The 23,810-nt window shown below is 62.8% G+C and carries 25 protein-coding genes and 1 tRNA gene; 13 read left to right on the top strand and 13 right to left on the bottom strand.

Annotation, left to right across the window (positions count from 1 at the left end; genetic code table 11):
* Nucleotides 1-3 precede the first annotated feature (3 nt).
* From M3N55_RS01035 to M3N55_RS01050, 4 genes are all read right to left on the bottom strand, one after another.
* Nucleotides 4-180, bottom strand: coding sequence for a hypothetical protein (locus M3N55_RS01035; protein WP_249055532.1), 177 nt, complete (start codon nt 178-180; stop codon nt 4-6).
* The gene (locus M3N55_RS01040) at nt 177-1,295 is read right to left on the bottom strand and encodes a YeeE/YedE family protein (protein ID WP_249055535.1); all 1,119 of its coding nucleotides are present in this window, start codon (nt 1,293-1,295) and stop codon (nt 177-179) included. Before M3N55_RS01040 ends, M3N55_RS01035 begins: the two co-directional genes overlap by 4 nt.
* Before the next feature lie 80 nt (nt 1,296-1,375).
* A complete protein-coding gene (locus tag M3N55_RS01045; protein WP_249055536.1) occupies nt 1,376-2,308 on the bottom strand; it encodes a sulfurtransferase in 933 nt (310 codons plus the stop codon).
* Nucleotides 2,309-2,525: 217 nt separating this feature from the next.
* Nucleotides 2,526-3,452: a DMT family transporter gene (locus M3N55_RS01050; RefSeq protein ID WP_249055539.1), complete on the bottom strand. Its 927-nt coding sequence runs from the start codon at nt 3,450-3,452 to the stop codon at nt 2,526-2,528.
* A 120-nt stretch (nt 3,453-3,572) separates the two neighbouring features.
* On the opposite strand from M3N55_RS01050, the gene M3N55_RS01055 reads away from it, so the two are divergent.
* The 5 genes from M3N55_RS01055 (at nt 3,573) to M3N55_RS01075 (ending at nt 6,799) form a co-directional block, all read left to right on the top strand.
* Nucleotides 3,573-4,355, top strand: coding sequence for an SseB family protein (locus M3N55_RS01055; RefSeq protein WP_249055541.1), 783 nt, complete (start codon nt 3,573-3,575; stop codon nt 4,353-4,355).
* 39 nt (nt 4,356-4,394) lie between these two features.
* Nucleotides 4,395-5,168, top strand: a complete 774-nt coding sequence (locus tag M3N55_RS01060) for a YiiX/YebB-like N1pC/P60 family cysteine hydrolase (RefSeq protein ID WP_249055543.1) — start codon at nt 4,395-4,397, stop codon at nt 5,166-5,168.
* 137 nt (nt 5,169-5,305) lie between these two features.
* Complete coding sequence (gene rplM / locus M3N55_RS01065) at nt 5,306-5,767, top strand: 50S ribosomal protein L13 (RefSeq protein WP_121093098.1); 462 nt, start codon at nt 5,306-5,308, stop codon at nt 5,765-5,767.
* 2 nt (nt 5,768-5,769) lie between these two features.
* On the top strand, nt 5,770-6,264 hold the full coding sequence (gene rpsI, locus M3N55_RS01070) for a 30S ribosomal protein S9 (protein WP_249055545.1): 495 nt from the start codon (nt 5,770-5,772) through the stop codon (nt 6,262-6,264).
* Between the two features lie 118 nt (nt 6,265-6,382).
* Nucleotides 6,383-6,799 carry a universal stress protein gene (locus M3N55_RS01075; RefSeq protein WP_249055548.1) on the top strand — a complete coding sequence of 139 codons (417 nt, stop codon included), beginning with the start codon at nt 6,383-6,385 and terminating at the stop codon, nt 6,797-6,799.
* An 80-nt stretch (nt 6,800-6,879) separates the two neighbouring features.
* Here the strand turns inward: M3N55_RS01075 and rpsU are convergent, their stop codons facing one another.
* Nucleotides 6,880-7,086, bottom strand: coding sequence for a 30S ribosomal protein S21 (gene rpsU, locus M3N55_RS01080; RefSeq protein ID WP_092885234.1), 207 nt, complete (start codon nt 7,084-7,086; stop codon nt 6,880-6,882).
* Between the two features lie 109 nt (nt 7,087-7,195).
* Between rpsU and M3N55_RS01085 the strand changes: the two genes are divergently transcribed.
* The 3 genes from M3N55_RS01085 (at nt 7,196) to M3N55_RS01095 (ending at nt 9,917) form a co-directional block, all read left to right on the top strand.
* Nucleotides 7,196-7,885, top strand: a complete 690-nt coding sequence (locus tag M3N55_RS01085) for a COQ9 family protein (protein WP_249055549.1) — start codon at nt 7,196-7,198, stop codon at nt 7,883-7,885.
* Between the two features lie 58 nt (nt 7,886-7,943).
* A complete protein-coding gene (locus M3N55_RS01090) occupies nt 7,944-8,843 on the top strand; it encodes a branched-chain amino acid aminotransferase (RefSeq protein ID WP_249055552.1) in 900 nt (299 codons plus the stop codon).
* Nucleotides 8,844-8,921: 78 nt separating this feature from the next.
* Nucleotides 8,922-9,917 carry an NAD(P)H-quinone oxidoreductase gene (locus M3N55_RS01095; protein WP_249055898.1) on the top strand — a complete coding sequence of 332 codons (996 nt, stop codon included), beginning with the start codon at nt 8,922-8,924 and terminating at the stop codon, nt 9,915-9,917.
* Between the two features lie 72 nt (nt 9,918-9,989).
* Here M3N55_RS01095 and M3N55_RS01100 read toward each other — a convergent pair whose 3' ends face one another.
* Entirely contained in the window at nt 9,990-11,000 is a 1,011-nt protein-coding gene (locus tag M3N55_RS01100) for a Fe(3+) ABC transporter substrate-binding protein (RefSeq protein ID WP_249055554.1), read from the bottom strand.
* A 202-nt stretch (nt 11,001-11,202) separates the two neighbouring features.
* Between M3N55_RS01100 and M3N55_RS01105 the strand changes: the two genes are divergently transcribed.
* Nucleotides 11,203-12,858: an ABC transporter permease gene (locus M3N55_RS01105; RefSeq protein ID WP_249055556.1), complete on the top strand. Its 1,656-nt coding sequence runs from the start codon at nt 11,203-11,205 to the stop codon at nt 12,856-12,858.
* Between the two features lie 173 nt (nt 12,859-13,031).
* Here the strand turns inward: M3N55_RS01105 and M3N55_RS01110 are convergent, their stop codons facing one another.
* The 3 genes from M3N55_RS01110 to M3N55_RS01120 form a co-directional block, all read right to left on the bottom strand.
* Nucleotides 13,032-14,213 (bottom strand): M24 family metallopeptidase, encoded by a 1,182-nt coding sequence (locus M3N55_RS01110; protein WP_249055558.1) that lies wholly within the window; start codon nt 14,211-14,213, stop codon nt 13,032-13,034.
* 66 nt (nt 14,214-14,279) lie between these two features.
* Complete coding sequence (locus M3N55_RS01115) at nt 14,280-15,656, bottom strand: aminotransferase (protein WP_249055560.1); 1,377 nt, start codon at nt 15,654-15,656, stop codon at nt 14,280-14,282.
* A 77-nt stretch (nt 15,657-15,733) separates the two neighbouring features.
* Entirely contained in the window at nt 15,734-15,973 is a 240-nt protein-coding gene (locus M3N55_RS01120; protein WP_249055900.1) for a hypothetical protein, read from the bottom strand.
* A 146-nt stretch (nt 15,974-16,119) separates the two neighbouring features.
* Between M3N55_RS01120 and M3N55_RS01125 the strand changes: the two genes are divergently transcribed.
* Both M3N55_RS01125 and M3N55_RS01130 read left to right on the top strand, forming a co-directional pair.
* On the top strand, nt 16,120-17,301 hold the full coding sequence (locus tag M3N55_RS01125) for an RSP_2647 family RNA methyltransferase (protein ID WP_249055563.1): 1,182 nt from the start codon (nt 16,120-16,122) through the stop codon (nt 17,299-17,301).
* Nucleotides 17,301-17,837 carry an RSP_2648 family PIN domain-containing protein gene (locus M3N55_RS01130; protein ID WP_249055564.1) on the top strand — a complete coding sequence of 179 codons (537 nt, stop codon included), beginning with the start codon at nt 17,301-17,303 and terminating at the stop codon, nt 17,835-17,837. Before M3N55_RS01125 ends, M3N55_RS01130 begins: the two co-directional genes overlap by 1 nt.
* A gap of 166 nt (nt 17,838-18,003) precedes the next feature.
* Here the strand turns inward: M3N55_RS01130 and M3N55_RS01135 are convergent, their stop codons facing one another.
* Both M3N55_RS01135 and M3N55_RS01140 read right to left on the bottom strand, forming a co-directional pair.
* Entirely contained in the window at nt 18,004-18,795 is a 792-nt protein-coding gene (locus M3N55_RS01135) for a sulfite exporter TauE/SafE family protein (RefSeq protein ID WP_249055902.1), read from the bottom strand.
* Between the two features lie 26 nt (nt 18,796-18,821).
* Entirely contained in the window at nt 18,822-19,247 is a 426-nt protein-coding gene (locus tag M3N55_RS01140; RefSeq protein ID WP_249055566.1) for a SufE family protein, read from the bottom strand.
* 133 nt (nt 19,248-19,380) lie between these two features.
* Here M3N55_RS01140 and M3N55_RS01145 point away from each other — a divergent pair, with 133 nt between their 5' ends.
* The gene (locus tag M3N55_RS01145) at nt 19,381-19,848 is read left to right on the top strand and encodes a hypothetical protein (RefSeq protein ID WP_249055568.1); all 468 of its coding nucleotides are present in this window, start codon (nt 19,381-19,383) and stop codon (nt 19,846-19,848) included.
* A 174-nt stretch (nt 19,849-20,022) separates the two neighbouring features.
* Here the strand turns inward: M3N55_RS01145 and rnd are convergent, their stop codons facing one another.
* A complete protein-coding gene (gene rnd, locus M3N55_RS01150) occupies nt 20,023-21,207 on the bottom strand; it encodes a ribonuclease D (protein WP_249055570.1) in 1,185 nt (394 codons plus the stop codon).
* A 100-nt stretch (nt 21,208-21,307) separates the two neighbouring features.
* Between rnd and M3N55_RS01155 the strand changes: the two genes are divergently transcribed.
* Nucleotides 21,308-21,384: transfer RNA gene (locus tag M3N55_RS01155), tRNA-Pro, on the top strand.
* 218 nt (nt 21,385-21,602) lie between these two features.
* Here M3N55_RS01155 and M3N55_RS01160 read toward each other — a convergent pair.
* On the bottom strand, nt 21,603-23,786 hold the full coding sequence (locus tag M3N55_RS01160) for an RNA degradosome polyphosphate kinase (RefSeq protein WP_249055571.1): 2,184 nt from the start codon (nt 23,784-23,786) through the stop codon (nt 21,603-21,605).
* Nucleotides 23,787-23,810: the final 24 nt, after the last annotated feature.

Below are 23,810 nucleotides of genomic sequence, written 5' to 3' on the forward strand. Positions count from 1 at the left end.
GCGCTATTGCGCGGTGCAATGCGCGCCGGTCGGAGCCTGACCGGACCCAAGCGCCAGCGCGGGCGGCGCGCTGAAAAGGTCGGGGGCGCCGACGCGGGCAAGGTCAAGCGCAAGGATCGCACCAATCAGCGCGATTGCGGAGATACCGACGATCTGACGGGGCAGGGTGGCAAGTGTCATGCGAAGGCTCCTTTCGGCTGAGCGGCCGGGCGCAAGATGACTGGGCGCAATTTCAGACCAAGGGTCGATCCTACGAAGGCCGCAGCCAGCCAGACCCAGCCATGTAGCGACCCGGTCGAGATACCGCTGAAGAACGCGCCCACATTACAGCCGAACGCCATGCGTGCCGAATAGCCCAGCACCAACCCCGCCAGCAGCACAAGCGCGTAGCTGCGCGTTGTCAGGGCTTGCGCGGGGGCGCCCGGTTCCGCCCGGAACCGCATGACGGCGAAAGCCCCCAGCAGCAGCCCGATATTGGTAAGTGAGGTCACATCTGTCAGAATGGACGCGCCCAACCGCTCGGCATTGCCGGGATTGGCCCAGAACCCGGACGCGGCGAGGTCTGCTCCCCCTGCCTGCGCGATCTTGGCGCCCCACAGGCCAAGCCCGTAGACAATGCCCCAAGGCTGACCTGCCACGATCAGATTGGCCAGCGCCAGCGCCGCGATCAGCACCGCCGCCCACCACAACCGCGCAGGCGGCAGACGTTTGCCGGGTGCTGCGCGCCAGATGACCAGCGCCCCAAGTGCGGCCAACCCCACAAGGGTCGCATAAAGGCCCGTTTCGGCCCCTAGCACGCCCTGCACGGAAATCACCGGCAGGCTGGCCAGTCCGGTCCACCAGCCCAAGTGCAAGCTGCCCGCGAAACTGCCACCGATAAAGCCGACAAGTGCGATCAACCCGACAAGGTTGCCCGATCCGGCATTGATAAGTGTCCCCGATCCGCAGCCCATGACCAGTTGCATCGCCGCGCCGAACACGAAAGCGCCAAGGATCATGCCCAAGCCGACCGGCGCGTGCGCCGCCGACAATTCGCCCCCATGCGCGGCCAGCAGTGGAAAGGCGACAGAGGCCACCAGACCGATGGCAACAAATTGCGCCAGCAAGCCCCGCCCGTCGCGTTCGACCACGATCAAGCGCCAAGGCCCGGCAAAGCCAAAGCGCAACCCTTCCAGCACCAGCCCAAAGCCGATGCCGATTGCCATGAGAAGACCGGCGCGCGGGCCGGCCATGACGAAGGTAAAAAGCAGGGCGGACAAAAGGAGCAGCGAAACGAACAGGCGGCGGCGCAGCATGGTCGGCCTTTCAAGTTATGCCCCGGCGCTGCATGTGGCAGGCCGGGGTGTTTTGAGTATTTAAAGCAAGATGAAGCAGGTCAGAACAACCCGTTTACCCAGCGTTTGGTCGAGAGCCACAGATATGCAACGCGGTTCGGTTCATTGTCGAGCGCGTGGCCGTGAATTGTATATTCCGCCATGCTTTCCGCATAGAGCCGGGTATTGGGAACTTCTGCCAATTCGCTCAGGGCGAACCAGTTGATTGCGGCCCAATGGCCGGTATTGCAGAAGGATACGGTTACGGGGGCGTCTTGCAAGCCTTGCTCGGCGGCGATTTCGCGGGCGCGCTCTGGGGCGACCATCAGGCTATCCTCGAAGAATTGCGAGAATTGCAGGTTTTCGGCGCTGCGGATGGTGCCGGGGCGGGCGATGGACCAGGTGATCCCCTCGAAGAAGCCTTCGGGGCGGCTGTCGACCAGCCGGGCTTCGCCGCTCTCGACCAGGTCCACAACTTCAGAGGTCGGAATATACCAGTCGTCGCGCCATTCGGCGTAGAAATCCGATTCTGTTGGTGTAACTTTGCCTTTGGCGGTGGGCAGACCAGCAGCGGCCCAAGCCTGATACCCGCCATTGAGCAGCGCCAAATCCTGCACGCCCAGGGATTTCAATGTCCAATACACCCGCGCGGCGGCGCCCATGTCGGATGGGCTGTCGCCATTATGCACGATCACGGTGGGGCGGTCTGCGGTGACGCCGACGCGCACGGCCTCGGATTCGTATTCCAGTTCGGGCTTCAGCGCGCCGGGATTGGTCGGGCCGGCCCGCCATTCGGAATAGGGCGAGAAGACCGCGCCGGGGATATGGCCGGCCTCAAAGTCACCGGTCACGCGGATGATGTGGATGTCCTCGCCACGTTCCAGCAGCGCCGACAGGTCGGACGGTGCCAGCAGGGGCTGCCAACCTTCGGGCGCGGCAAGGGCGAAGCCGGGCAGGGCGGTCAGTGTCAGGGTCAGGGCGGTCTTGCGCAACATGTCAGAGCCTCCGGTTGTGATGTGTTGTCGCTCAGCTAGGCCTGTGCCGACTGCCGCGCAAGGGATAGGGGCGGGAGCTGCCGCTTGTCTGCGCGACGGAAATTTGCCCGAATTCCAAGGCAGAAAAACATCTGTTCCGCGCTGGGGCGTGAACTTGGAACAGCGTCACGCGCGGTGCGCGATGGCTGGCAAATGGCCCTTATTTGCCCGTGGCCTGCTATAGCGGCGTTATGCGCCGTGGTGCCACCTTGCCCAGCCGCGATTCGCGCCATGCGATCAGCAAACCCGCCGCGATCACCAGCCCGGCACCTGCCAGCATTTGCGGGGTTGGCACCTCGTCGAACAGCACAAAGCCCAGAACCGTGGCGAAGATAAGCTGCGCATACCAGAAGGGGGCCAGCGCCGAGGCATCGGCATAGCGGTAGCTGGCGGTCATCATCAATTGCCCAACGCCGCCCAACAGGCCAGAGGCGACCAGCAGCATGGCCACTTCTGGCGTGGGCCAGACCCAACCGAAGGGGGCCGTCAACAGGCCCATCAGGCTGGCCGTCAGCGCGAAGTAGAACACGATGGCGGGGGTGCTTTCCTGCACCACCATCCGGCGCAGCAGAATTTTCACCAAGGCCGCTGCGGTGGCGGACCCAAGCGCCGCAAATGCGCCGATCCGGGCAAGGTTATCGGCGCCGCCGCCCATGCCCAGACGCGGCCAGACCACGATCATCACACCTGCAAAGCCGATGATGACCGCGCCCCAGCGCACCAGCCGCACCTTTTCGCCAAGGATGACCACGGCGAAAACCAGTGTGACCATAGGGGCGGCAAATCCGATGGTGGTCACCTCGGGCAAAGGGAGCAGTGACAGCGCCAGAAAGTTCAGCGACAGCGCCACCGTGCCAAGCGTGCCGCGCAGCAGGTGGTGGCCCGGTCTGGCCATGCGCAACCCATCCCAAAGCGGGCCTTGCGCCGCGATCCACCCAAGGATCAGCGGCAGCGAGAACGCGGCGCGTGCGAATACCGCCTGACCCGTGGGCACCTCTGCGGTTGCGGCCTTGACGCAGGCGGCCATGCAGACCAGCACGAACAGCGCCGCGACATTCAACGAGATGCCGGTCAGGGGTTTTGCGGTATGGCCGCGGGTGAGCATGGGGCGTCCTTGGTGCTTCACATGTTCAATAGGCGCGCCCTGAGCAAAATGCAATTCTGTTGGCTTGCCAATCGGGCGCGTGGCTTCTAGCCATGGCACAGGACAACACAGGGGCCGACCATGACCGATACGCCGCTCGACCTTGCCTTTGCCGCGACAGAAGCCGCGCCGGACGATATTCCGACCCGTCTGAGCTATTATGCACGCCTGACAGAGGGTGAGTTGTTCCTGCTGCTGGAGCATGAAGCGACGGGCGACAAGCTGGACCCAAAAGTGTTCGAACTGGAGGATGGCCCGATTGTGCTGGCCTTCGACCGTGAGGACCGCTTGACCGAATTCACTGGTTTGGCTGCCCCCTACGCGGCGCTTCCGGGGCGTGTGGTGGTCGAGATGCTGGCGGGCAGCAATCTTGGGCTGGGGCTGAACCTTGGGGTCGCGCCCTCGGCGCGGGTATTCCCGCCAGAGATACTTGCGTGGTTGGCAGAAACGCTGTCGGAACGGCCCGAAGAACTGGAAAACCGTGTCACCGCCTTTCGCGCCCCACGCGGGATGCCAGAGGCTTTGTTGACTGCGCTTGATGCGCGTCTGGCGCGGATGGAGGGGCTGGCCGCGCTCGCTTATCTTGTGGGCACCGAATATGAGGGCGGTGTGCGCGGCCATATGCTGGTTTTTGTCGATGCCGCTCCTGGCGCCGAAAGCGCGCTGGCGCGGGCGGTGCAGGGCGCTTTGGGCTTTTCGGGTGTGGAAGCGGGGCAGTTGGATGTGACTTTTTTGGGGTCTGACGATCAACGCGCGGCGGAATTGGCGCGCGTGGGCTTGCGGTTTGATCTGCCGCAACCGGCCAAGCCGGTTGAAATGAAAGCGCCGGGGCTGGACCCCGACACACCGCCCCGGCTGAAATAGGCACGTAACGGTGCTGGGGCGCAGGCCGAAGAGTTTGATATGAGTGAATCGATTTCCATCCGTGACCGCATCGGGCAGGCGCTGGGCCGATGGTTGGAACGCGACCGCCCGCAATTCGAACCGCGTGCAGCGCTCGACCCCGACACTTTGGTGCGCACTTTGCGGCGCGGCGATGTGCTGTTGGTCGAGGGGCGGGCCAAGATTTCGACCGCGATCAAGTATCTGACGCAAAGCACATGGTCACATGCGGCCCTGTATGTGGGTGATATGCTGCCGGGGCAGGGGCCGCACATGCTGGTCGAGGCGACGCTGCAAGACGGGGTTCATGCTGTGCCGCTGTCGAAATACGCGCGCGCGAATATCCGCATCTGCCGCGCGGTTGGGTTGTCAGAGGCCGAACGCAAGGCGGTGGCGCGCTATATGATCGACCGCATCGGGTATGAATACGATCTGCGTAACATCATCGACCTTGCGCGCTACCTGTTCCCGACTCCGCCTGTCCCGGTGCGTTTTCGTCGGCGTATGCTGGCGCTTGGGTCTGGTGATCCGACACGGGCGATCTGCTCGTCGCTGGTCGCGCAAGCGTTTCAATCGGTGCGCTATCCGATCCTGCCCGACATTCGCCGGTCGCGCGCGCACGGGTCCGACTATTCCCGGCGCGAGATATTCCACATTCGTCATCATTCGCTGTTCGTGCCGCGCGACTTCGACCTGTCGCCGTATTTCGAGATCGTGAAGCCAAGCATCCGCAACGGGTTTGACCACGGATTGATCGAATGGGCAGTTCAATCAGAGGCGAAAAATTTGGGGTAATATAATACCTAAATTGTAATGCACTGATTATACTCATTTAATTCAAGTCAACGCCCCTTGACCGTAGCGTGAATATCCTTAGAAGACACCCAGCGCCCCGGTTGGGGGCTGAAATGTTCTCTCTCAAGGGTCTCGTCATGAAAACCTTCTCTGCCAAACCGGCGGATATCGAGAAGAAATGGATCATCATCGACGCCGAAGGTGTCGTGCTGGGCCGTCTTGCCTCGATCATCGCCATGCGCTTGCGCGGCAAGCACAAAGCCTCTTTCACTCCGCATATGGACATGGGTGACAATGTCATCGTGATCAACGCGGAAAAGGTGCAGATCACCGGCAACAAGCGCGCCAAGCCGAACTACTGGCACACCGGCCACCCCGGCGGCATCAAATCGCGCACCACCGGCCAGATTCTGGAAGGGCGCTTCCCCGAGCGCGTGCTGATGCAGGCCGTCAAGCGCATGCTGCCCGGCGGCCCGCTGTCGCGCCAGCAGATGACCAACCTGCGCGTCTATGCAGGCACCGAGCATCCGCATGAAGCCCAGCAACCCGAAGTTCTGGATGTCAAATCCATGAACACCAAGAACACGCGGAGCGCATGACCATGAGCGACGATCTGAAAACGCTGGACGATCTGAAATCGGTCGTCACCCCGGTTGCCGAAGAGGCACCCGTCCGCGAAGCCGTCCGTGACGAGCTGGGTCGTTCCTACGCGACCGGCAAGCGCAAAGACGCTGTTGCCCGTGTCTGGATCAAGCCGGGTTCCGGCAAGATGCTGGTGCGCGACAACAAGGGTCAGTTCATCGACTACACCAAGTATTTCGCACGCCCGGTGTTGCAGATGATCCTGCGCCAGCCTTTCCAGGTGGCCGGTGTTGTCGACCAGTTCGACGTGATCGCAACGGTTGCCGGTGGTGGCCTGTCCGGTCAGGCCGGCGCGGTCAAGCACGGCATTTCGAAAGCGTTGCAGCTTTACGATCCGTCCTTGCGCGCTGCGCTGAAAGCGGCAGGCTTCCTGACCCGCGACAGCCGCGTTGTGGAACGCAAGAAGTTCGGCCGCGCGAAAGCCCGCCGTAGCTTCCAGTTCTCCAAGCGTTAATCGTTTCGAACATGCCATCTTAAACGCCCGGACGGATCGTCCGGGCGTTTTACTTTTCGGGTTTCTTTCTGCGACCTCTCTTGGTTTAGTGGCTGTGCCACACCAGACAGGAGGCCGCATGTATTCCCATTTACTTGTTACCGTCGCCTATGAGGGCGAACATGATGCCGCCCGCTCGTTACAAGTTGCGCGCGCGCTGGCCGCGCCGGGGGCGAAGGTCACGCTGATTCACGTGATGGAACCCGCGCCGCTGTTCACGTTGGACTATCTGCCGGATAACTGGCGCGAGGATATGCAACGGGCGATCACTGCCGATCTGGGCGCGCTGGCGTCGACGTTCGAGGATGGCCGCGTCGTTGTGACAGAGGGGGATCCGGCACATGAGGTGCTGGATTATGCGCAAGAAAACGGGGTTGATTGCATCGTTGTTGCGTCGCATCGCCCTGGCACTCATAGCCTGATGCTTGGGTCTACCGCCGCAAAGATCGTGGGCCGTGCCCTGTGCGCGGTGCATGTTGCACGGCGTGAGGACTGACATCAAAAAACCCCCGCAGGCCAAGCCTTCGGGGGTTCGTTTTTGATGCAAGGCAAGCCTTGCCTTCGGTCCTGTCGAGCTTAGAGCCCGTTCTCGCGCTGCAATTTCTTGCGCGCCAGCTTGCGAGCACGACGAATCGCTTCGGCTTTTTCACGGGCCTTTTTCTCGGACGGTTTCTCGAAATGCTGCTTGAGCTTCATTTCGCGAAACACACCTTCACGCTGGAGTTTCTTCTTCAGCGCACGAAGGGCCTGATCGACATTGTTGTCACGAACCGATACCTGCATGTGGTTTTCACCACCTTTCCAAGTTAAAGTTGCATAAATCGCAGGAAGCGGTCGCATAGCAGAGCCGTGGCGCTATGTCCAGCCATGTGACCATGACAGGGAGCATCCGATGAATGATCTGACAGAGAAATTGCTTGATGCCGCGTTGATCCATGTGCCGTTTGACGGCTGGAGCGAGGCCGCTTTGAGCGCCGCTGCCGCGGATTGCGGGGTGGACATGGCCGCAGCACGCGCGGTCTTCCCGCGCGGTGGTGTCGATATGGCGCTGGCCTATCACGCGCGCGGGGATGCTTTGATGCTGGCGCGGCTGGCCGATCATGACCTGTCGCAACTGCGCATCCGCGACCGGATAACGTTGGCGGTACGCTTGCGCTTGGAAGCCGCAGAGGACCGCGAGCTGGTGCGGCGCGGCACCACGTTGTTCGCCCTGCCGCTTTATGCCGCTGATGGTGCGCGCGCGATCTGGGGGACGGCAGATGCGATCTGGACCGCGCTTGGCGACAGTGCGACCGATTACAACTGGTATACCAAGCGCGCGACATTGGCGGGTGTCTATTCGGCCACGGTGCTGTTCTGGCTGGGCGACGAGAGCGAGGGCACGCACGCGACATGGGGCTTTCTGGACCGCCGCATTGACGGTGTGATGCAGATAGAGCGGGTGAAAGGGGCCGCGCGCAAGAACCCGGTTTTGCGCACGCTCTTTGCCGGGCCAAGCGCGGTCTTGTCCTGTATCAAGGCGCCAACGGCCCGCGCGCGGCCCGATCTGCCGGGCTATATGCCGCCGAAGCCGCAGGGTTGACGCCACCGCCCTCACGCCGCAAGTTGCGCCTATCCAACAGCAAGACGGGACAGGCGCAATGGCGGTCGGCAAGGAGATACTCACCTGGTATGAGGGCACGTGGCATGACGGGGCCGCGCCGATCATCTCATCGGCGGACCATGCCGCGTGGCTGGGCAGCACCGTGTTCGACGGCGCGCGCCAGTTCGAGGGCGCACGCCCCGATCTGGACCTGCATTCTGCGCGCATCATCCGCTCTGCCGAGACGATGGGAATGATCCCCCCGGTCGATGCTGCGACCGTGCAAGGGCTGATGGAGGAAGGCTGCGCGCGCTTTGGCGCTGACCGTAGCCTTTATCTGCGTCCGATGATGTGGTCGCGCGACTCCGCCCCCGGTATTATCGATGTGGAGCCGGAAAACACCGGCTTCGCGATCTGTATCGAGGCGCTGGACATGCCCGCACCCGGGGGCTTTTCGCTGACCGTGTCGCCCTTCTGCCGCCCGCGCCCCGACATGGCGGTAACAGAGGCCAAGGCCGGCGCGCTTTACGCCAACAATGCCCGGATCATGGCCGATGCCCGCAAGCGCGGCTTTTCCAACGCGCTTTCGCTGGATGTAGACGGATTCGTGGCTGAAACCGCGTCCACTAACGTGTTCATGGTGCGCGACGGGGTGGTGTTTACGCCGGTGCCAAATGGCATGTTCCTGAATGGGATCACGCGCCAGCGGGTGATCGCGCTGCTGCGGGCCGACGGGATCGAGGTGGTCGAGACAAGCCTGACTTTGGACGATTTCGACACGGCGGAGGAAATTTTCGTGACCGGAAATATCGCCAAGGTGATGCCGGTCGCGCGCTACAAAGACCGCGAGATGGGCACGCCCCGGATGGGGATGCGGGCGCGGGAGTTGTATTGGGATTATGCGCTGTCAGGGGGTGAGACCGTCGCGGCGCTGCGCAAGACGGCGGGCTTGGTGTAAGGGGCTTTGCCCCTCTGAGGCCGTTGGCCTCATTCACCCCAGGATATTTCTGCAAGGATGAAATGGGAGGGCATGGGCATGGACCTGCCACATACGATGCGCGCGATCGAAATTGCCAAGCCCGGCGGGCCGGAGGTGCTGCGAGAGGTCGAGCGTCCCGTGCCGGTGCCGGTTGCGGGGCAAGTGGTGGTGCGCATGGCCTATGCGGGCGTGAACCGGCCCGATGCATTGCAGCGCGCCGGTGCCTATGACCCACCGCCGGGGGCAAGCGATCTGCCGGGGTTGGAAGGCGCGGGCGTGATCGCCGCTGTGGGGGCAGGGGTCGCGCGTTGGAAGGTGGGCGACAGGGTCTGCGCCCTGTTTCCCGGCGGGGCCTATGCCGAGCATGCCGCGACCGATGCCGGGCAGGTGCTGCCGGTGCCCGAAGGGTTAAGCCTGCGCGAAGCCGCCTGTTTGCCGGAGACCTGTTTTACCGTCTGGTCGAACGTGTTCATGCGCGGCGGCTTGCAGGCAGGCGAGCGGTTCTTGGTGCATGGGGGATCGTCTGGCATTGGCACGACGGCGATTCAACTGGCCACTGCCTTTGGCGCGCGGGTGTTTGCAACCGCCGGGTCGGCCAAGAAATGCGATGCCTGTGTGCAATTGGGGGCCGAGCGCGCGATCAATTACCGCGACGAGGATTTCGTGACGGTGCTGCGCGATGAGGGCGGCGCGAACCTGATCCTCGACATGGTCGGCGGCGATTACCTGCCGCGCAATTTGAAAGCCCTGGCTGAAGATGGGAGGCTGGTGCAGATCGCTTTTCTGCAAGGGCCGAAAGTGGCGGTGAATTTCGCGCCGCTGATGGTGCGACGGCTGACGATTACCGGGTCCACGTTGCGCCCGCAGTCGGATGCCGCGAAGGCTGCGATTGCCGCCGAGCTGGAGGGCAAGGTTTGGCCGTTGATCGCCGCCGGACGGCTGGCCCCGGTGATGGACAGCGAGTTTCCCCTGGCCGATGCCGCGGGCGCGCATGCTCGGATGGAGAGTTCCGAACATATCGGCAAGATCGCTTTGTCCATCGCGCCGGAATGATATTCGGAATGGTGCCTACGCAAAAGGGCCGGTCATATGACCGGCCCTTCGCATGTCAGCCCTGACAGGGGATCAGGGAAACGCGGCACGGTCCCAGACGGTGATCGCGGCGGCCTGATTGGTGCCGTAATCGGCGATATTGGTGTCGCTGCGCTTGAAATCGGCCCAATCACGCATCGGCCCGGAAATAACCGTGCCTTCGACGACCGGGTATTCGTTATTGGTGTCGGCCAGAATGCTCTGCACGAAAGGCGAGGTCAGGTATTCGATGAATTTGACCGCGTTTTCCGCATTCGGCGCATTCGCCACCACACCGATGCCCGAGACGTTCACATGCGTGCCGCGATCGTCCTGGTTGGGGAAGATTGGCAGAACCTTGCTTGCCACTTCGCGGTCGGCCGGATTTGACGAGGTTTGCAGGCGGCCCCAGTAATAGGTGTTGGCCACGGCAAGGTCGCATTCGCCCGCGGCAAGCGCGCGAAGCTGGTCGGTGTCGCCGCCTTGCGGATCGCGCGCAAGGTTGCCTTTCAGCCCTTCGGCCCAGGCTTGCGCATCTTCCTCGCCATGGACATGGACCATCTCTGCCATCAGCGAGACGTTATAGATATTCGAAGAGGTGCGGATGCAGACCGTCAGGCCCAGATCGTCACGCGCCAGGTCTTCGTAGGTGGTGACGCCTTCGGGCATTCCGGCATCGGCGCTGTAATAGATGACGCGGGCGCGGCTGGTCAGGCTGTAGAACAGCCCGTCAGGATGCCGCAGATCGGCCGGGATACGTTCGTTCAGAATGTCGCTTTCGACCGGCTGGAACAGGTCTGCTTCTACCGCCCGATGCAGGCGTCCGCCATCGACTGTCCAGAACAGGTCTGCGGGGGAGTTGGCCCCCTCGGCTTGGATACGGGCCTGAAGTTCGTCGCCGGACCCGTCCAGCACATTGACCGTGATGCCGGTCTCCTCGGTGAAACGCTCGTAGATTGCCAAGTCTGTGTCGTAGTGGCGCCCGGAATAGAGGTTTACCTCTTGTGCCAAGGCCGGAAGCGCGGTTGCCAGCGCCATTGCGGATACAGTTGCGAACCGAAGCATGGATTTCTCCTTTATGTTACAGCTTTCCGCCTGCCTGGGCAGGGCTGCGCGCCCCGCTGGGTTGGCCGTTCGGACAGGGGTTTGCCCCGCCTTGGCCCTGACATAACCTGCCAATTCAAACTTGACAATAATAATCAGTTATTATTTTCGTGCCGCCGGATATTCGCTTTTCCTGCGCCGTCAAACCCTATAATCAACCGGTATGACAGACCAGACACCTCCCATCCTCGCCCGCTCGCGCCCGCGCTATTCGCCTTGGGCGGTGTTGGCGTTGATCGTGGCCTTGGTGATCCTGATGCCCATTGCCAGTGTCGTCAGCCGGGTCTTTGTGCCGGCCGAAGATGTCTGGGCGCAACTGATCGACACGGTGCTGCCGCTCTACATCCGCAATTCGGTGCTGATGGTGCTGGGCGTCGTCAGCTTGGCGGCCCTGATCGGGGTGGCGACCGGCTGGCTGGTTGCCGCCTATGATTTTCCGGGCCGCCGGATGTTTGAATGGGCGCTGATGCTGCCCTTGGCCATGCCGGGCTATGTGATCGCCTATGTCTATTACGACCGGCTTAGCTATTGGGGGCCGATCCAGTCGGGACTGCGCGACCTTTTTGGCTGGAGCGGGCAGGGCTATTGGTTTCCCGATATCGCATCGGTGCCCGGCGCGATTTTTGTGCTGGCCTTGGTGCTCTATCCCTATGTCTATCTGTTGGCGCGGGCGGCCTTTATGGGCCAGTCACAACATTTGATGGAGGCCGCGCGCACGCTTGGTCACAGTCGGGTATCGGCGTTCTTCCGGGTGGCGCTGCCCATGGCATGGCCTGCCATTGCTGCCGGGGCCGCCTTTGTTGCCATGGAAACGCTGGCGGAATATGGCGCGGTGCTGCATCTGGGGGTGCAAACCCTGACCACCGGCATCTTCCGGACATGGTTCGCGCGTGGCGCACCGGTCGCAGCAGCGCAGTTGGCCGCGCTTTTGTTGTTCTTCGTGCTGGCCTTGTTTTACGCCGAGAAACTGGCCCGCGGGAAACGGCATTTCGCCTCTGACAGCGGCGGACGGTCGGCGCAGCTTGTGCGCAAACGGCTAACGACGGGGCTGGGCTTGCTGGCCGCGCTGTCCTGCGCTTTGCCGCTTGCCTTGGGGTTTGCGTTTCCGGCTGCCGAACTGGCACGCCTTGCCTATATCGCGGGCGACCCGATGTGGGGGCCGCGATTCTATGAATTCGTGGTCAACAGTCTGAGCATGGCCGGGGGCGCTGCGCTGCTTCTGGTCGCGGTGGCCTTGCTTCTGGCCTATGCCAAGCGCTTGCAGGGTGGCCCGGTGGTTTCTATCGCCACACAGGCGGCCAGCCTTGGCTATGCGCTGCCCGGTGCTGTGATCGCGGTGGGCATCCTGATCCCGATGGCCGCCTTCGACAATGCGCTCGACAGTTTCATGCGCACGACCTTTGGCATCTCGACCGGGCTTTTGCTGACGGGCACGATCACCGCGCTGATGTTCGCCTATGTCGTGCGCTACCTGGCCGTGGCACTCAAAACCACCGAAGCGGCGTTCACCCGTATTCCCCGCAGCATGGATGACGCAGCGCGCAATCTTGGGCTGGGGCCGTTCGGGCTGCTGACCCGTGTGCATATTCCGCTCTTGCGCCGGGGTATGCTGACGGCTGCGATCTTCGTTTTTGCCGATGTGATGAAGGAGCTGCCGGCCACGCTTATCGTGCGACCGTTCAATTTCGACACGCTGGCAATTCGCGTCTTCCGTTTGGCCAGCGACGGACGGCTCGAGGAAGCCTCGACCGCGGCGCTGTTGATCGTCGCGGTCGGCATCTTGCCGGTTATCATCCTCAGCCGCGCGATGAACCGTTAATTCGGCTTCATCTTGCCAGAAATACTCACGACACGCGCTTGGTCACAAGTGGTCCTTGGCACGATGCGATCAGATTTGCCCCGGCTTGCGGCCCCGCGTCAGCCGGGGTCGCACTTATGGCCTGACGGGTGGGGGCGGGTCTTGGCCCGCCTCCGCCCGTCAGGGCGCCTCCCCTACTTGACGAAAATCTCGCGCGGGGTGGTGCATAAGGGTTCCGGCCCGTGCTCGGTAATCAGCACGGGTTCGGTAATTTCCAAGCCACCGTCTTCCAGCCACAACGCGGGCATGAAATGCATGACCATGCCGGGTTTCAATTCGGTCATGTCACCGCGCCGCAGCGACAGCGTGCGCTCGCCCCAGTCTGGCGGGTAGCTTAGCCCGATGGAATAGCCGCAGCGATTGTCCTTCTCGAAGCCGCGTTTGTTCAGCGCCGCGTTGAAGGCGTTGGCCACGTCTTCGGCCCGCGCGCCGGGGTGGCATTGCGACAGCCCGGCCTCGGTTGCTTCCAGCACCGCTTCTTCCGCGTGGCGATACAGGTCTGGGACCGATCCAAAGAACAATGTGCGCGATTGCGGGCAATGGTAGCGCCGGTGCACGCCCGCGATCTCGAAAAACGTCGCCTCGCCCGCGCGCATGGGCCGGTCGTCCCATGTCAGATGCGCCGCAGTGGCATCCAGACCTGACGGGGCCATCGGCACGATGGCAGGGTAGTCTCCCCATTGCCCATCAGCGCCTTCGATCCCGGCCTTGGTGATTTCAGCCACCAGCTTGTTCTTGGCCATGCCCGGTTCGGCCACCTCCAGAATGACGCGGTGCATGCGCTCCACGATGCGCGCGGCGCGGCGCATATACAGCAATTCCGATTCGGATTTGACGAGCCGTTGCCAGTTGACCAGCCCTGTCCCATCCTCGAACCGAGCCTCGTGCAGGTGGTTGACCAGCGTCTGGTGTGCGGCGGCGGAATAATAGTAATTGTCCATTTCCACCCCGATCCAGCCGGTATTCCAGCCGCGATCGACGATCAGCGCCGCCAGCGATTCCATTGCGTGTTTCTGGGGGTTCTGCACATAGGTGTCATCATAGGGCACAATGCTGTCGGGGCTGCGCATGAACACGGTGCGCGCGGCTCCCGGCCCGTCAATGCCGCGCCCCCACCAGACGGGTTCCCCCTCCATCGGCAACAAGACCGCCTGATGCACATAAAAGGTCCAGCCGTCATAGCCGGTGATCCAGTTCATGTTCGACGGGTCGGAAATAATCATCAGGTCCAGCCCGCGCAGTTCCATTTCGGCGCGGGTGCGGGCGATGCGGGCTTCATATTCGGCATCGGTAAAATTCGGGTTGGTGGTGGTCATGAGCGTGCGGTCCTGTGGCGCGAGAACGAAAAACCCCGACGCGAAGGACGCGCCGGGGCAGGGGGATCAGAGTGCGCCGGTGACATCTTCCAGCGCTTGGGCTGTCACATCCGCGACCTTGTCGACCTCTGCTGGCGTGATGCACAAAGGCGGGGCAAAGCCGATGATCTCTCCCTGTGGCATGGCGCGGGCAATCACGCCATGTTTCGCCATCGCGCCCACCACTTGTGCGGTGATCTTGTCGGCCGCGTCGAAATCGGTCCCTGCGTCCGGGTCGCGCTGCAATTCGACGGCGGCCATCAGCCCCTCGCCGCGCACATCGCCCACGAAACGGTGGCTGCCCAGCCGTGCTTTCAGCGCGTTCTGGAAATAGGCGCCAGTGTCGCGTGAGTTTTGCACCAGCCCCAGATCATCCACCAGCTTCAGGTTGGCGACACCTGCCGCCGCACCGATGGGGTGTGCCGAATAGGTCCAGCCATGCCCGAAGGGGCCGAATTTGTCGGTGCCCTCTTCCAGCACCTTGAACAGATCGTCGCTGACAATACTGCCCGACAGCGGCGCATAGGCCGAGGTCAGACCCTTGGCGATGGTGATGATGTCGGGCGTGATGCCGTAATGGGTGGACCCCATCATCGTGCCCAAACGGCCAAAGCCCGTGACCACTTCATCGGCAATCAGCAGGATGTCGTGCTTTTTCAGGATCGGCTGAATCGCCTCCCAATAGCCCGCAGGCGGGGGAACAATGCCGCCGGTGCCCAAGATTGGCTCGCCGATGAACGCGCCGATATTGTCCGCGCCTTCGCGCTCGATCAGCGCTTCCAGTTCTGCCGCGCAATGGGCGGTGAATTCGGCTTCCGACATGTCACGGCGCGGGCGGCGGAAGTAATAGGGCGCTTCGGTATGCACGACTTCAGCCATTGGCAGGCCGAATTTGGCGTGGAATGGCGTCAGCCCGGTCAGCGACCCGGTCACAAGGCCCGACCCGTGATAGCCGCGCCAGCGCGAGATGATCTTGCGCTTTTCGGGGCGGCCCTTCACGTTCCAGTAATACCAGACCAGCTTGACGTTGGTTTCATTCGCGTCCGACCCGGACAACCCGAAATAGACCCGGTTCATATGCGCAGGCGCGCGCTCTGCCACCATATGCGCCAGCGTGATCGAGGCTTCGGTGCCATGGCCGACATAGGAATGGTAATAGGCCAGTTCGTGCGCCTGCTTGGAAATGGCGTCGGCAATCTCGGTGCGTCCATAACCCACATTCACGCAATAGAGGCCCGCGAACGCATCCAGAAAGCGGTTGCCGTCGCGGTCTTCGATATGCACGCCTTTCGCGGTGGTCACGATCCGCGTGGCGCTTTCGCCGCGTGCGTGCTGTGCGAAATGGGTGGACGCGTGCAGGAAATGCTCGCGGTCCCACTTGTTAAGCTGGTCATTGGTCAGCATCGGATGTCCTTTCTTACCCGTTTTGCGGGCAGGTCTGTTCAGAGGGCGGAGGGGCCTTTGCTCAACGGGCTATGCCCTTATGAGGTTTTGCGCACCAACCGGTAGCTTCCCTCGGGCAGGTCAAGCGCTGCGGCCAGATCGCGCAGTTGCGACAGCGACAGCGTGACGACCGCTTCGGTCTGCGCGCTTGCGTCGAACTGCGCCACGCTTACCCGGTCATCGGTGGCGCGGATGGTAATATCCTCGCGCAGGCTGGGGGTGCCTTCGTCGATCAGGGTGATGATGGTCGCGTCGAAATCATGCTCGATGGTAAACATGTGCAGAGCGTAGCCGAGTGACGCGCCCATTGAAAGGGGGGGCATCAGCCCGCCTGTCGGGATTTGCCGGTGCCGCGCGCCCCTTTCCCCGGAGGATCAAAGCGGCTATGGGCTGCGTTTGCATCTATCAGTGAAAGAGCCGCCCCATGCCCACGATCCGCCTGAAACCCAAGGCCGAAGCCCGCGCCATCCGTCATGGCTTCCCATGGGTGTTTGCCAATGAGGTCGTGACCGACAGGCGCACGCGTGCCATCGCGCCCGGAACATTCGCGCGGCTGGAAGAACATGACGGGCGCGCCCTGGGCTTGGTCACGGTCAACCCGGCGTCAAAAATCATCGGGCGGATGATGGACCGGGACCCCGATGCGCAAATCGACCAAGCCTGGATCGCAGGCAAGATTGCCCATGCGCTGGCCATGCGCGCCGCGCTCTATGAGACCCCGCATTACCGCCTTGTTCATGCCGAGGCTGACGGACTGCCCGGCGTGGTCATCGACCGCTTTGGCGATGTGGCGGTGATCCAGCCCAATGCCGTATGGGCCGAAGCGCATTTTGACCTGATCGCTGATGCGCTGATACAGGTAACGGGCGTCAGCAGCATTGTCCGCAACGGGTCTGGGCGCGCGCGCGCCCTGGAAGGTTTGCCAGAACTGACAGAGATCGCGCGCGGCGCGGTGGATGGCCCGGTCCCGGTGCCGATGAACGGGGCGACCTATATGGCCGATGTGCTTGGCGGGCAGAAAACCGGGCTGTTCTTCGACCAGCGTCCGAACCATGCCTTTGCCGCAAAACTGGCCAAGGGCGGCTCTGTGCTGGATGTGTTCGCGCATGTGGGGGGCTTTTCGCTGGCAGCCCTTGCAGGTGGTGCCACCCAAGCCTTGGCGGTCGACAGTTCGGCGCCCGCGCTGGCGCTGGCCGAAGCCGGCGCAAAGGCCAGCGGCATGACCGACCGGTTTGACACCTTGCAAGGCGATGCGTTCGACATTTTGCAAAAGCTGGCGGAAGACGGGCGACGTTTCGACACTGTCATCTGTGACCCGCCCGCGTTCGCGCCGAACAAACCGGCCCTTGATGCGGGTCTGCGTGCCTATGAGCGCGTGGCGCGCGGGGCAGCGGCCTTGGTGGCACCGGGGGGCTATCTGGGGCTGTGTTCGTGTTCGCACGCCGCCGACCTTAGCAGCTTTCGCAACGCCAGTGCGCGCGGCATAGGCCGCGCCGGGCGGCGTGGGGTTATGCTGCATACAGGCTTTGCCGGGCCGGACCACCCGCAACTGCCGCAACTGGCCGAAAGCGGTTATCTGAAAGCCGTGTTCTTCCGGCTGGATTGATGCGGCTGGTTCTGGATGCTTGCGTCCTCTATCCGACCATTCTGCGCGAAATCCTGATCGGCGTGGCCGAGCAGGGCGGGTTCGTGCCGCTTTGGTCCGCGCGGATCTTGGGTGAATGGCAGCATGCGGCGGCGCGGCTGGGGCCAGAGGGCGCGCAGGTCGCCTCTGGTGAAATTGCGATTTTGCGCGCGCGCTGGCCCAAGGCCGAAATTCCCGCCGACCCGGTGCTGGAAGCGCGACTATCCTTGCCCGACCCGGCGGATTGTCACGTTCTGGCAGCGGCGATCCTCGGCAGGGCGGATGCGGTCGTCACACTTAACCTGCGCGACTTTCCCACCCGTCAGATGGAAGGGATGCGTGCGACCTCGCCCGACGATCTGTTGATGGATCTGTGGTTGGCAGACAGTGCTATGGTCGAGCAGGCTGTGACGCAGGTGCGGGACCGCGCGCAGGCGATCTCTGGCCAGCCGCGCCCGCTGCGGGCCATGTTGAAACGCGCCAAGCTGCCAAGATTGGGGAAGGCGCTGGACGGGTAGGGCCACTTTAGCGCCAGCGGCGGGCCGGGGACTGCCGATCAGCAGTGCTTTATGGCTACCAATTCCGTAAAACAGTCGTGCGGCGCGCATGCATCAGCCCATCGGCAGGCCGCGGGACGGCCCGCCAATGGCGCGGCGGGCTACGCCCTTGTTCCGCGCCAGAGGGTTAGAACCCCACCGCCTTGCGCAACATGTTCAGCGCCATGACCATGATAAACACCGCGAAGACCCGTTTCAGCGGTTTCGGGTCCATCGCATGGGCCAGTTTCGCGCCCATGGGGGCGGTTATCAGGGTCATTGCCACCACCAGTGCAAAGGCGGGCAGGTTGACGGCACCGATTGTGAAGGGTGGTGCATCCGCAATCGGCACAAGCAAAAATGTCAGCACCGAGGGCAGTGCGATGATTATCCCGAATCCGGCGGCCGTTGCCACCGCGCGGTGGATGGCCACGCCATGCAACGTCATGAGCGGCACGCCAAAAGACCCGCCGCCAATGCCCATCAGCACTGACAGAAACCCGATGACCGGAGCTATCAGCAGCTTTTTCACCCCGGATGGCATGACCGGGCCCAATTGCCAACTATTGCGACCGAAGCCGAAATAAAGGCCGATGAATACGCCCAGAAGCCCGAAAATACCTTGCAACACGACCGACCGCAGCCCTGCGGCAACCAGAACCCCCAGCACCGCGCCCAGACCGATCCAGATCGCCCAGCCGCGCAGGATATCCCAATCCACCGCGCCCTTGCGGTTATGGCTTTGGACAGACCGTGCAGAGGTTACGATGATCGTGGCCAGGGACGTGGCAAGGCAGACTTGCATCAATTGCGCGCTGCCATAGCCCAAAGCAGAAAACAGGTAGAAAAACGCAGGCACCAGCACAATGCCGCCGCCCACGCCCAACAGCCCAGCCACCACGCCCGCAAAGGCACCGATGACCAGCAAAAGCCCGGCCATCTGCGCCAGTAGCCATGGATCGGCGGTCACGCGGCGGCCTCTGCGGCTTTGATGCGAATGCGTTCGACCATGGCGCGCAGCCCGTTCGAGCGTTGCGAAGACAAATGTTGATCCAGCCCCAGCCGCGCCAGTTCGGCGGGTGCGTCGATGGCGGGAACATCGCCCAGCTTCTGCCCGGCATAAAGCGCATGCAGCACCGCGATCAGACCCTGCACGATCATCGCATCGCTTTCGCCCGCGAAATCGAAACTGGCGTCGGGGCCGGTACCGTCGATCAAGGGCTGAATCCAGACCTGGCTGGCACAGCCATCGACCTTGGTGGCCGGCGTTTTCAGCGCCGGGTCCATGCTTGGTAGGGCGCGGCCCATTTCAATGACATGGCGGTAGCGGTCTTCCCACCCGTCCAGAAATTCGAATGTCTCAACGATATCCTCGAATGCCGCGCTGGCCATAGCCGTTCCTCTCTGATGGTCGCGCAACAGGTAAAGCGCAGGGCGATCAAGGTCCAGCCTGCGAGAGCACTTTTCAAGCGGGCCCATTTGCGCTAACCCGAAACAACGCCCTTGCCATATGAGGACCGCCCCTATGCAAAAGCCCGCTGTTGCCGCCCTTGCCCTGGTGCTTGCGCTTGGCGCTTGCGGTTCGGGTAGCCTGTCGCGCCTGAACCCGATGACGTGGTTCGGCAGTGACGAGGTTGAGACCATCGCGCCTGCGGGCGGATGGGGTGGCCCTGCGGATCGGCGCGCGCTTGTGCCGGCAGTGCGCGACATGGAAGTTCTGCGCACCCCCGAAGGTGCAATCATTCGCGCCAGTGGCGTGACCGAAACACAAGGCTGGTGGGACGTGCAGTTGCGCCCGGTCAATGATGAACGCCCGCTTGACGGGGCGTTGATCTATGAATTCGTGCTTGCCGCGCCGCGCACCCAGACGGGCACTGGGCCAGAGCCCTCCCGCACCGTAAACGCTGCGGTGAAAGTGACGAATTTCCAATTGGCAGGCGTGCGGCGCATCGTGGTGCGCGGTGCTCAGAACGCACTGAGCGTGCGTCGCTAGGTTCTGGCGTCAGCGTCCAAGTTCAGGCTGAGGGTGTCAGGCAAGTGAGTTTGCGGGCTCGCAATGCCCTCAGCAGCGGCTGGCGCGCATTGGCATTCACCTGACCCACTCTAACCTGTTGTTGTCGCAGATCCTTTTGCGCAAAAGCGAGGAACCGCTTTTGCGCGATATGCTCTAAAGCGTGATGACTTCGACCCGCTCGCCTTTTGCCGCCAGCGCAACTTCGCCCGCACAAAGCCGCAGCGCATCCTGTCCGAAGACATCCGCACGCCAGCCGCGCAGGGCAGGGGCATCGCGCAAACCCGCCGCGATTCCGTCCAGATCGGCGCTTGACGCGATGAGCTTGGCCGCGACCCCCTCATTGTCGGATTTCGCCTTCAGCAACACCCGCAGCAAATCGGCCAGCGCCGGATTTACCTGAAGATTGTCGCGCGCGCCGCTGGCTTTTGGGTGGTTTTCCGGCGCGCAATCCAGCCCGCGCGCGACGGCGGCAAGAATGCCGTCAGCAATATCACCGCGCCGCGCCTCGCGCAAAAGCAGGCGCGTGCGGCCAAGGTCGTCGGTGCTGCGTGGCTTCAGCGCGGCCAGTTCCAGCAGCGCGTCATCCTTGAACACACGCCCGCGCGGAATGTTGCGGGTCTGGGCATGCTCTTCGCGGAACGCCGCAAGTTCCCGCAGAATAGCCAAGAACTTGCCCGAATCGTTGCGGGTCTTGACCCGTTTCCAAGCGTCTTCCGGGCGGATGATATAGGTTTCGGGGTCCAGCAAGACGGCGATTTCTTCGTCCAGCCACGGCGCGCGCCCGGTCTCTTGCAGCATGGCCGCCAGCTTTTCATAGATCACCCGCAAATGCGTCACATCGGCCAGCGCGTATTTCGCCTGCGCATCCGATAGAGGGCGGCGCGACCAATCGGTAAAGCGCGACGATTTGTCGATATTGGCGCGCGCCAACTTCCGCGCCAAGGTTTCATATCCAGCCTGATCGCCAAAGCCACAGACCATCGCGGCCACCTGCGTGTCGAACAGCGGCCGGGGCAGGGTGCCGCCTTCGATGCAGAAGATCTCCAGATCCTGCCGCGCGGCGTGCAGCACCTTGACCACCGCTTCATCCCGCATCAGCGCATAGAATGGCGCAAGGTCCAGCCCCTCTGCCAGCGGGTCCACCAACACCGCAGGACCGCTGGTCGGACCATCCGCCCCCGGCAGCGCCATCTGCAACAGGCAGAGCTTGGCGTAATAGGTGCGCTCGCGCAGAAATTCCGTGTCTATGGTGACATAGGGCGCGTCGGCGGCCTGCGCGCAAAAGGCGGTCAGCGCGGCGGTCGTGGTGATAAGCGGGAGGGAGCTGTCTTGTGTCATGCTCCAGAGCCATAGGCAAATTCCAGAGACTTGAAAAGAACTTCTTGAGCGCGACCCTCTTGCCAAGCCCGGCGCGCAGTCTTATACGCCGCGGCACGGTCGGAGTGTAGCTCAGCCTGGTAGAGCACTGTCTTCGGGAGGCAGGGGCCGGAGGTTCGAATCCTCTCACTCCGACCATATAAAGCGCCGGAAAACCCAGCACGCAAGCCGCAGTGTCGCGCGATGGGTGTTCCTGTGGGCCGTGGTTTCCGCGATCCGTCAGATGCGCTGTTCGTCAACGCTAGAACAGAACGGTAGCGACATGCGCGCAGTCATGTTTCCGCATCAGTCACATTTTGCGGCTTTAAGTTCCCAGCGCCGTCATACGACCGATCAGGCGCCAAGACCCAAACCCCTCAATCAAACCCATGTGTCAGTTCCGGGACGTCATCTGCCCCCGCCGACCCGCGCCCGGACAAAGACGGGTTTTCCATGAAGAAGCGGTGGCAGTTGAACAGCCGCCGCGCGTCGCCATCTTCGGGCAGCATGCGGCGCGCCGGGCCGTCGGGTTGCAGCACCCAGCTTTGCGCCTCATCGGCAAGGTTCGCGGCCATGACCTGCCCCACGATCTGCGCTTTGACCGTGTCGTTCATGATCTCGACCAGGGTTTCCACCCGCCGGTTCAGGTTGCGCCCCATCCAGTCGGCCGAGGAGATGAACACCCGCGCCTGATCCGAGGGCAGCGCCGCGCCATTGCCGAAGCACACGATGCGCGAATGCTCCAGAAACCGGCCCACCACGGACTTGATGCGGATATTTTCAGACAGCCCCGCAATGCCGGGCCGCAGCCCGCAAATGCCGCGAATGACAAGGCTGATCTTCACACCCGCGCGGCTGGCATCATAGAGCGCGTCGATGATGTCCGGCTCTATCAGCGAATTCATCTTGGCCCAGATTTCGGCGGGGCGCCCGGCGCGGGCATTCCCGGCCTCTGCGGCAATCAGGTCCAGCAGGCGCGGCTTGATGCCCATGGGTGAAATCGCCAGGTTTTCCAGCCGCGCGGGTTCGGCATAACCAGAGACATAGTTGAACACCCGCGCCGCATCGCGCCCCAAGGCGGCATCGCAGGTGAACAGCGACAGGTCGGTATAGATGCGCGCTGTAATGGGGTGGTAATTGCCGGTGCCCCAGTGGGTATAGGTCACAAGCCGGTCGCCCTCGCGGCGCACGACGGTGCTGATCTTGGCGTGTGTCTTGTAGTTGACAAAGCCGTAAACCACATGCGCGCCCGCACGTTCCAGACGGCGGGATTGGCGGATATTGGCGGCCTCGTCAAAGCGGGCTTTCAGTTCGACCAGGGCGGTGACGGATTTGCCGTCTTCCGCAGCCTCGCACAGGGCTTCGACAATGGGGCTGTTGCGCGAGGTGCGATAGAGCGTCTGCCGAATGGCCAGCACATCGGGGTCGCGCGCGGCCTGTTGCAAGAAGCGCACCACCATGTCGAAGGTCTCATAGGGGTGGTGCAGCAGCATGTCCTTTTGCCGGATGGCCGCGAACATGTCGCCGTCATGGTCTTGCACACGTTCGGGCACGCGCGGGCTGAAGCTGGGCCATAACAGGTCGGGGCGTTCATCGAGGACCAGCTCTTTCAGCGTGGAAATCCCCATGATGCCGCGCACTTCGACCACTTCACCGGCATCGACGCGCAGCTTGTCCATGACCAGATCGCGCAGGTCTTCGGGCGCGCCTTGCGACAGCTTCAAGCGGACGACCTCGCCCCGGCGGCGGCGTTTCAAGGCCACTTCAAACTCGCGCACAAGGTCTTCGGCTTCTTCTTCGACTTCAAGGTCACTGTCGCGCAGCACAGAGAAGGTGCAAGAGCCGCGCAACCGGTAGCCCGGAAACAGGCTGTCCAGTTCTGCAAGGATCAGCTCTTCCAAAGGCAACAGGCGGATCGGGTTCGTGCCCACGCGCACGAAACGGTCGATCTGGCCGGGAACCGGGACCAAGGCATCCAGTTGGCGGCCTGTCGGATCTTCCAGTTCCAAAGCCAGCGAGAAGCCCGCATTGGGGATGAACGGAAACGGGTGCGCCGGGTCGATCGCCAAGGGCGAGAGCACCGGAAAGACATTGTCCAGATACCAATCCTGTAGCCATGCGCGGTCGGCTTCGGTCAGATCATGGCGCGACAGAATGGCGATGCCTTCTTCGGCCAGAAGCGGGCGCAGATTGGCCCAGACCTCTTGTTGATACTCCATCAGGCGGCGCGCATCCGTGTCGATCAGCACAAGCTGTTCGGCGGGGGTCTTGCCATCGTCGGACGGGGCAACATGCCCGGCGCGCGCCAATTCGCGCAGACCGGCCACGCGCACGGTGTAGAACTCGTCCAGATTGGTGGCGGAAATGGACAGGAATCGCACCCGCTCCAGCAGCGGCACACGCGGATTCATCGCCTCTTCCAGAACCCGCCAGTTGAAGGCCAGCCATGACAATTCGCGGTTGAAAAAGCGATCCGGTCCGGTCGGGTCGAAACCGGGCAGGGTCACAGGTGCGGCGAAGGGGCTGGACAGGAAATCTGCCGAAGGGGTTGGGTGTGTCATAATGCTCGCATAGCCAGATTTCAT

The organism is Roseinatronobacter domitianus, assembly GCF_023336755.1.
Taxonomy (GTDB): Bacteria; Pseudomonadota; Alphaproteobacteria; order Rhodobacterales; family Rhodobacteraceae; genus Roseinatronobacter; species Roseinatronobacter domitianus.

Excerpts from the sequence above, each read along its gene's own strand:
- M3N55_RS01035 (WP_249055532.1), bottom strand. The coding sequence starts at position 180 with ATGACACTTGCCACCCTGCCCCGTCAGATCGTCGGTATCTCCGCAATC.
- M3N55_RS01040 (WP_249055535.1), bottom strand. The coding sequence starts at position 1,295 with ATGCTGCGCCGCCGCCTGTTCGTTTCGCTGCTCCTTTTGTCCGCCCTG.
- M3N55_RS01045 (WP_249055536.1), bottom strand. The coding sequence starts at position 2,308 with ATGTTGCGCAAGACCGCCCTGACCCTGACACTGACCGCCCTGCCCGGC.
- M3N55_RS01050 (WP_249055539.1), bottom strand. The coding sequence starts at position 3,452 with ATGCTCACCCGCGGCCATACCGCAAAACCCCTGACCGGCATCTCGTTG.
- M3N55_RS01055 (WP_249055541.1), top strand. The coding sequence starts at position 3,573 with ATGACCGATACGCCGCTCGACCTTGCCTTTGCCGCGACAGAAGCCGCG.
- M3N55_RS01060 (WP_249055543.1), top strand. The coding sequence starts at position 4,395 with ATGAGTGAATCGATTTCCATCCGTGACCGCATCGGGCAGGCGCTGGGC.
- rplM (WP_121093098.1), top strand. The coding sequence starts at position 5,306 with ATGAAAACCTTCTCTGCCAAACCGGCGGATATCGAGAAGAAATGGATC.
- rpsI (WP_249055545.1), top strand. The coding sequence starts at position 5,770 with ATGAGCGACGATCTGAAAACGCTGGACGATCTGAAATCGGTCGTCACC.
- M3N55_RS01075 (WP_249055548.1), top strand. The coding sequence starts at position 6,383 with ATGTATTCCCATTTACTTGTTACCGTCGCCTATGAGGGCGAACATGAT.
- rpsU (WP_092885234.1), bottom strand. The coding sequence starts at position 7,086 with ATGCAGGTATCGGTTCGTGACAACAATGTCGATCAGGCCCTTCGTGCG.
- M3N55_RS01085 (WP_249055549.1), top strand. The coding sequence starts at position 7,196 with ATGAATGATCTGACAGAGAAATTGCTTGATGCCGCGTTGATCCATGTG.
- M3N55_RS01090 (WP_249055552.1), top strand. The coding sequence starts at position 7,944 with ATGGCGGTCGGCAAGGAGATACTCACCTGGTATGAGGGCACGTGGCAT.
- M3N55_RS01095 (WP_249055898.1), top strand. The coding sequence starts at position 8,922 with ATGGACCTGCCACATACGATGCGCGCGATCGAAATTGCCAAGCCCGGC.
- M3N55_RS01100 (WP_249055554.1), bottom strand. The coding sequence starts at position 11,000 with ATGCTTCGGTTCGCAACTGTATCCGCAATGGCGCTGGCAACCGCGCTT.
- M3N55_RS01105 (WP_249055556.1), top strand. The coding sequence starts at position 11,203 with ATGACAGACCAGACACCTCCCATCCTCGCCCGCTCGCGCCCGCGCTAT.
- M3N55_RS01110 (WP_249055558.1), bottom strand. The coding sequence starts at position 14,213 with ATGACCACCACCAACCCGAATTTTACCGATGCCGAATATGAAGCCCGC.
- M3N55_RS01115 (WP_249055560.1), bottom strand. The coding sequence starts at position 15,656 with ATGCTGACCAATGACCAGCTTAACAAGTGGGACCGCGAGCATTTCCTG.
- M3N55_RS01120 (WP_249055900.1), bottom strand. The coding sequence starts at position 15,973 with ATGTTTACCATCGAGCATGATTTCGACGCGACCATCATCACCCTGATC.
- M3N55_RS01125 (WP_249055563.1), top strand. The coding sequence starts at position 16,120 with ATGCCCACGATCCGCCTGAAACCCAAGGCCGAAGCCCGCGCCATCCGT.
- M3N55_RS01130 (WP_249055564.1), top strand. The coding sequence starts at position 17,301 with ATGCGGCTGGTTCTGGATGCTTGCGTCCTCTATCCGACCATTCTGCGC.
- M3N55_RS01135 (WP_249055902.1), bottom strand. The coding sequence starts at position 18,795 with ATGGCCGGGCTTTTGCTGGTCATCGGTGCCTTTGCGGGCGTGGTGGCT.
- M3N55_RS01140 (WP_249055566.1), bottom strand. The coding sequence starts at position 19,247 with ATGGCCAGCGCGGCATTCGAGGATATCGTTGAGACATTCGAATTTCTG.
- M3N55_RS01145 (WP_249055568.1), top strand. The coding sequence starts at position 19,381 with ATGCAAAAGCCCGCTGTTGCCGCCCTTGCCCTGGTGCTTGCGCTTGGC.
- rnd (WP_249055570.1), bottom strand. The coding sequence starts at position 21,207 with ATGACACAAGACAGCTCCCTCCCGCTTATCACCACGACCGCCGCGCTG.
- M3N55_RS01160 (WP_249055571.1), bottom strand. The coding sequence starts at position 23,786 with ATGACACACCCAACCCCTTCGGCAGATTTCCTGTCCAGCCCCTTCGCC.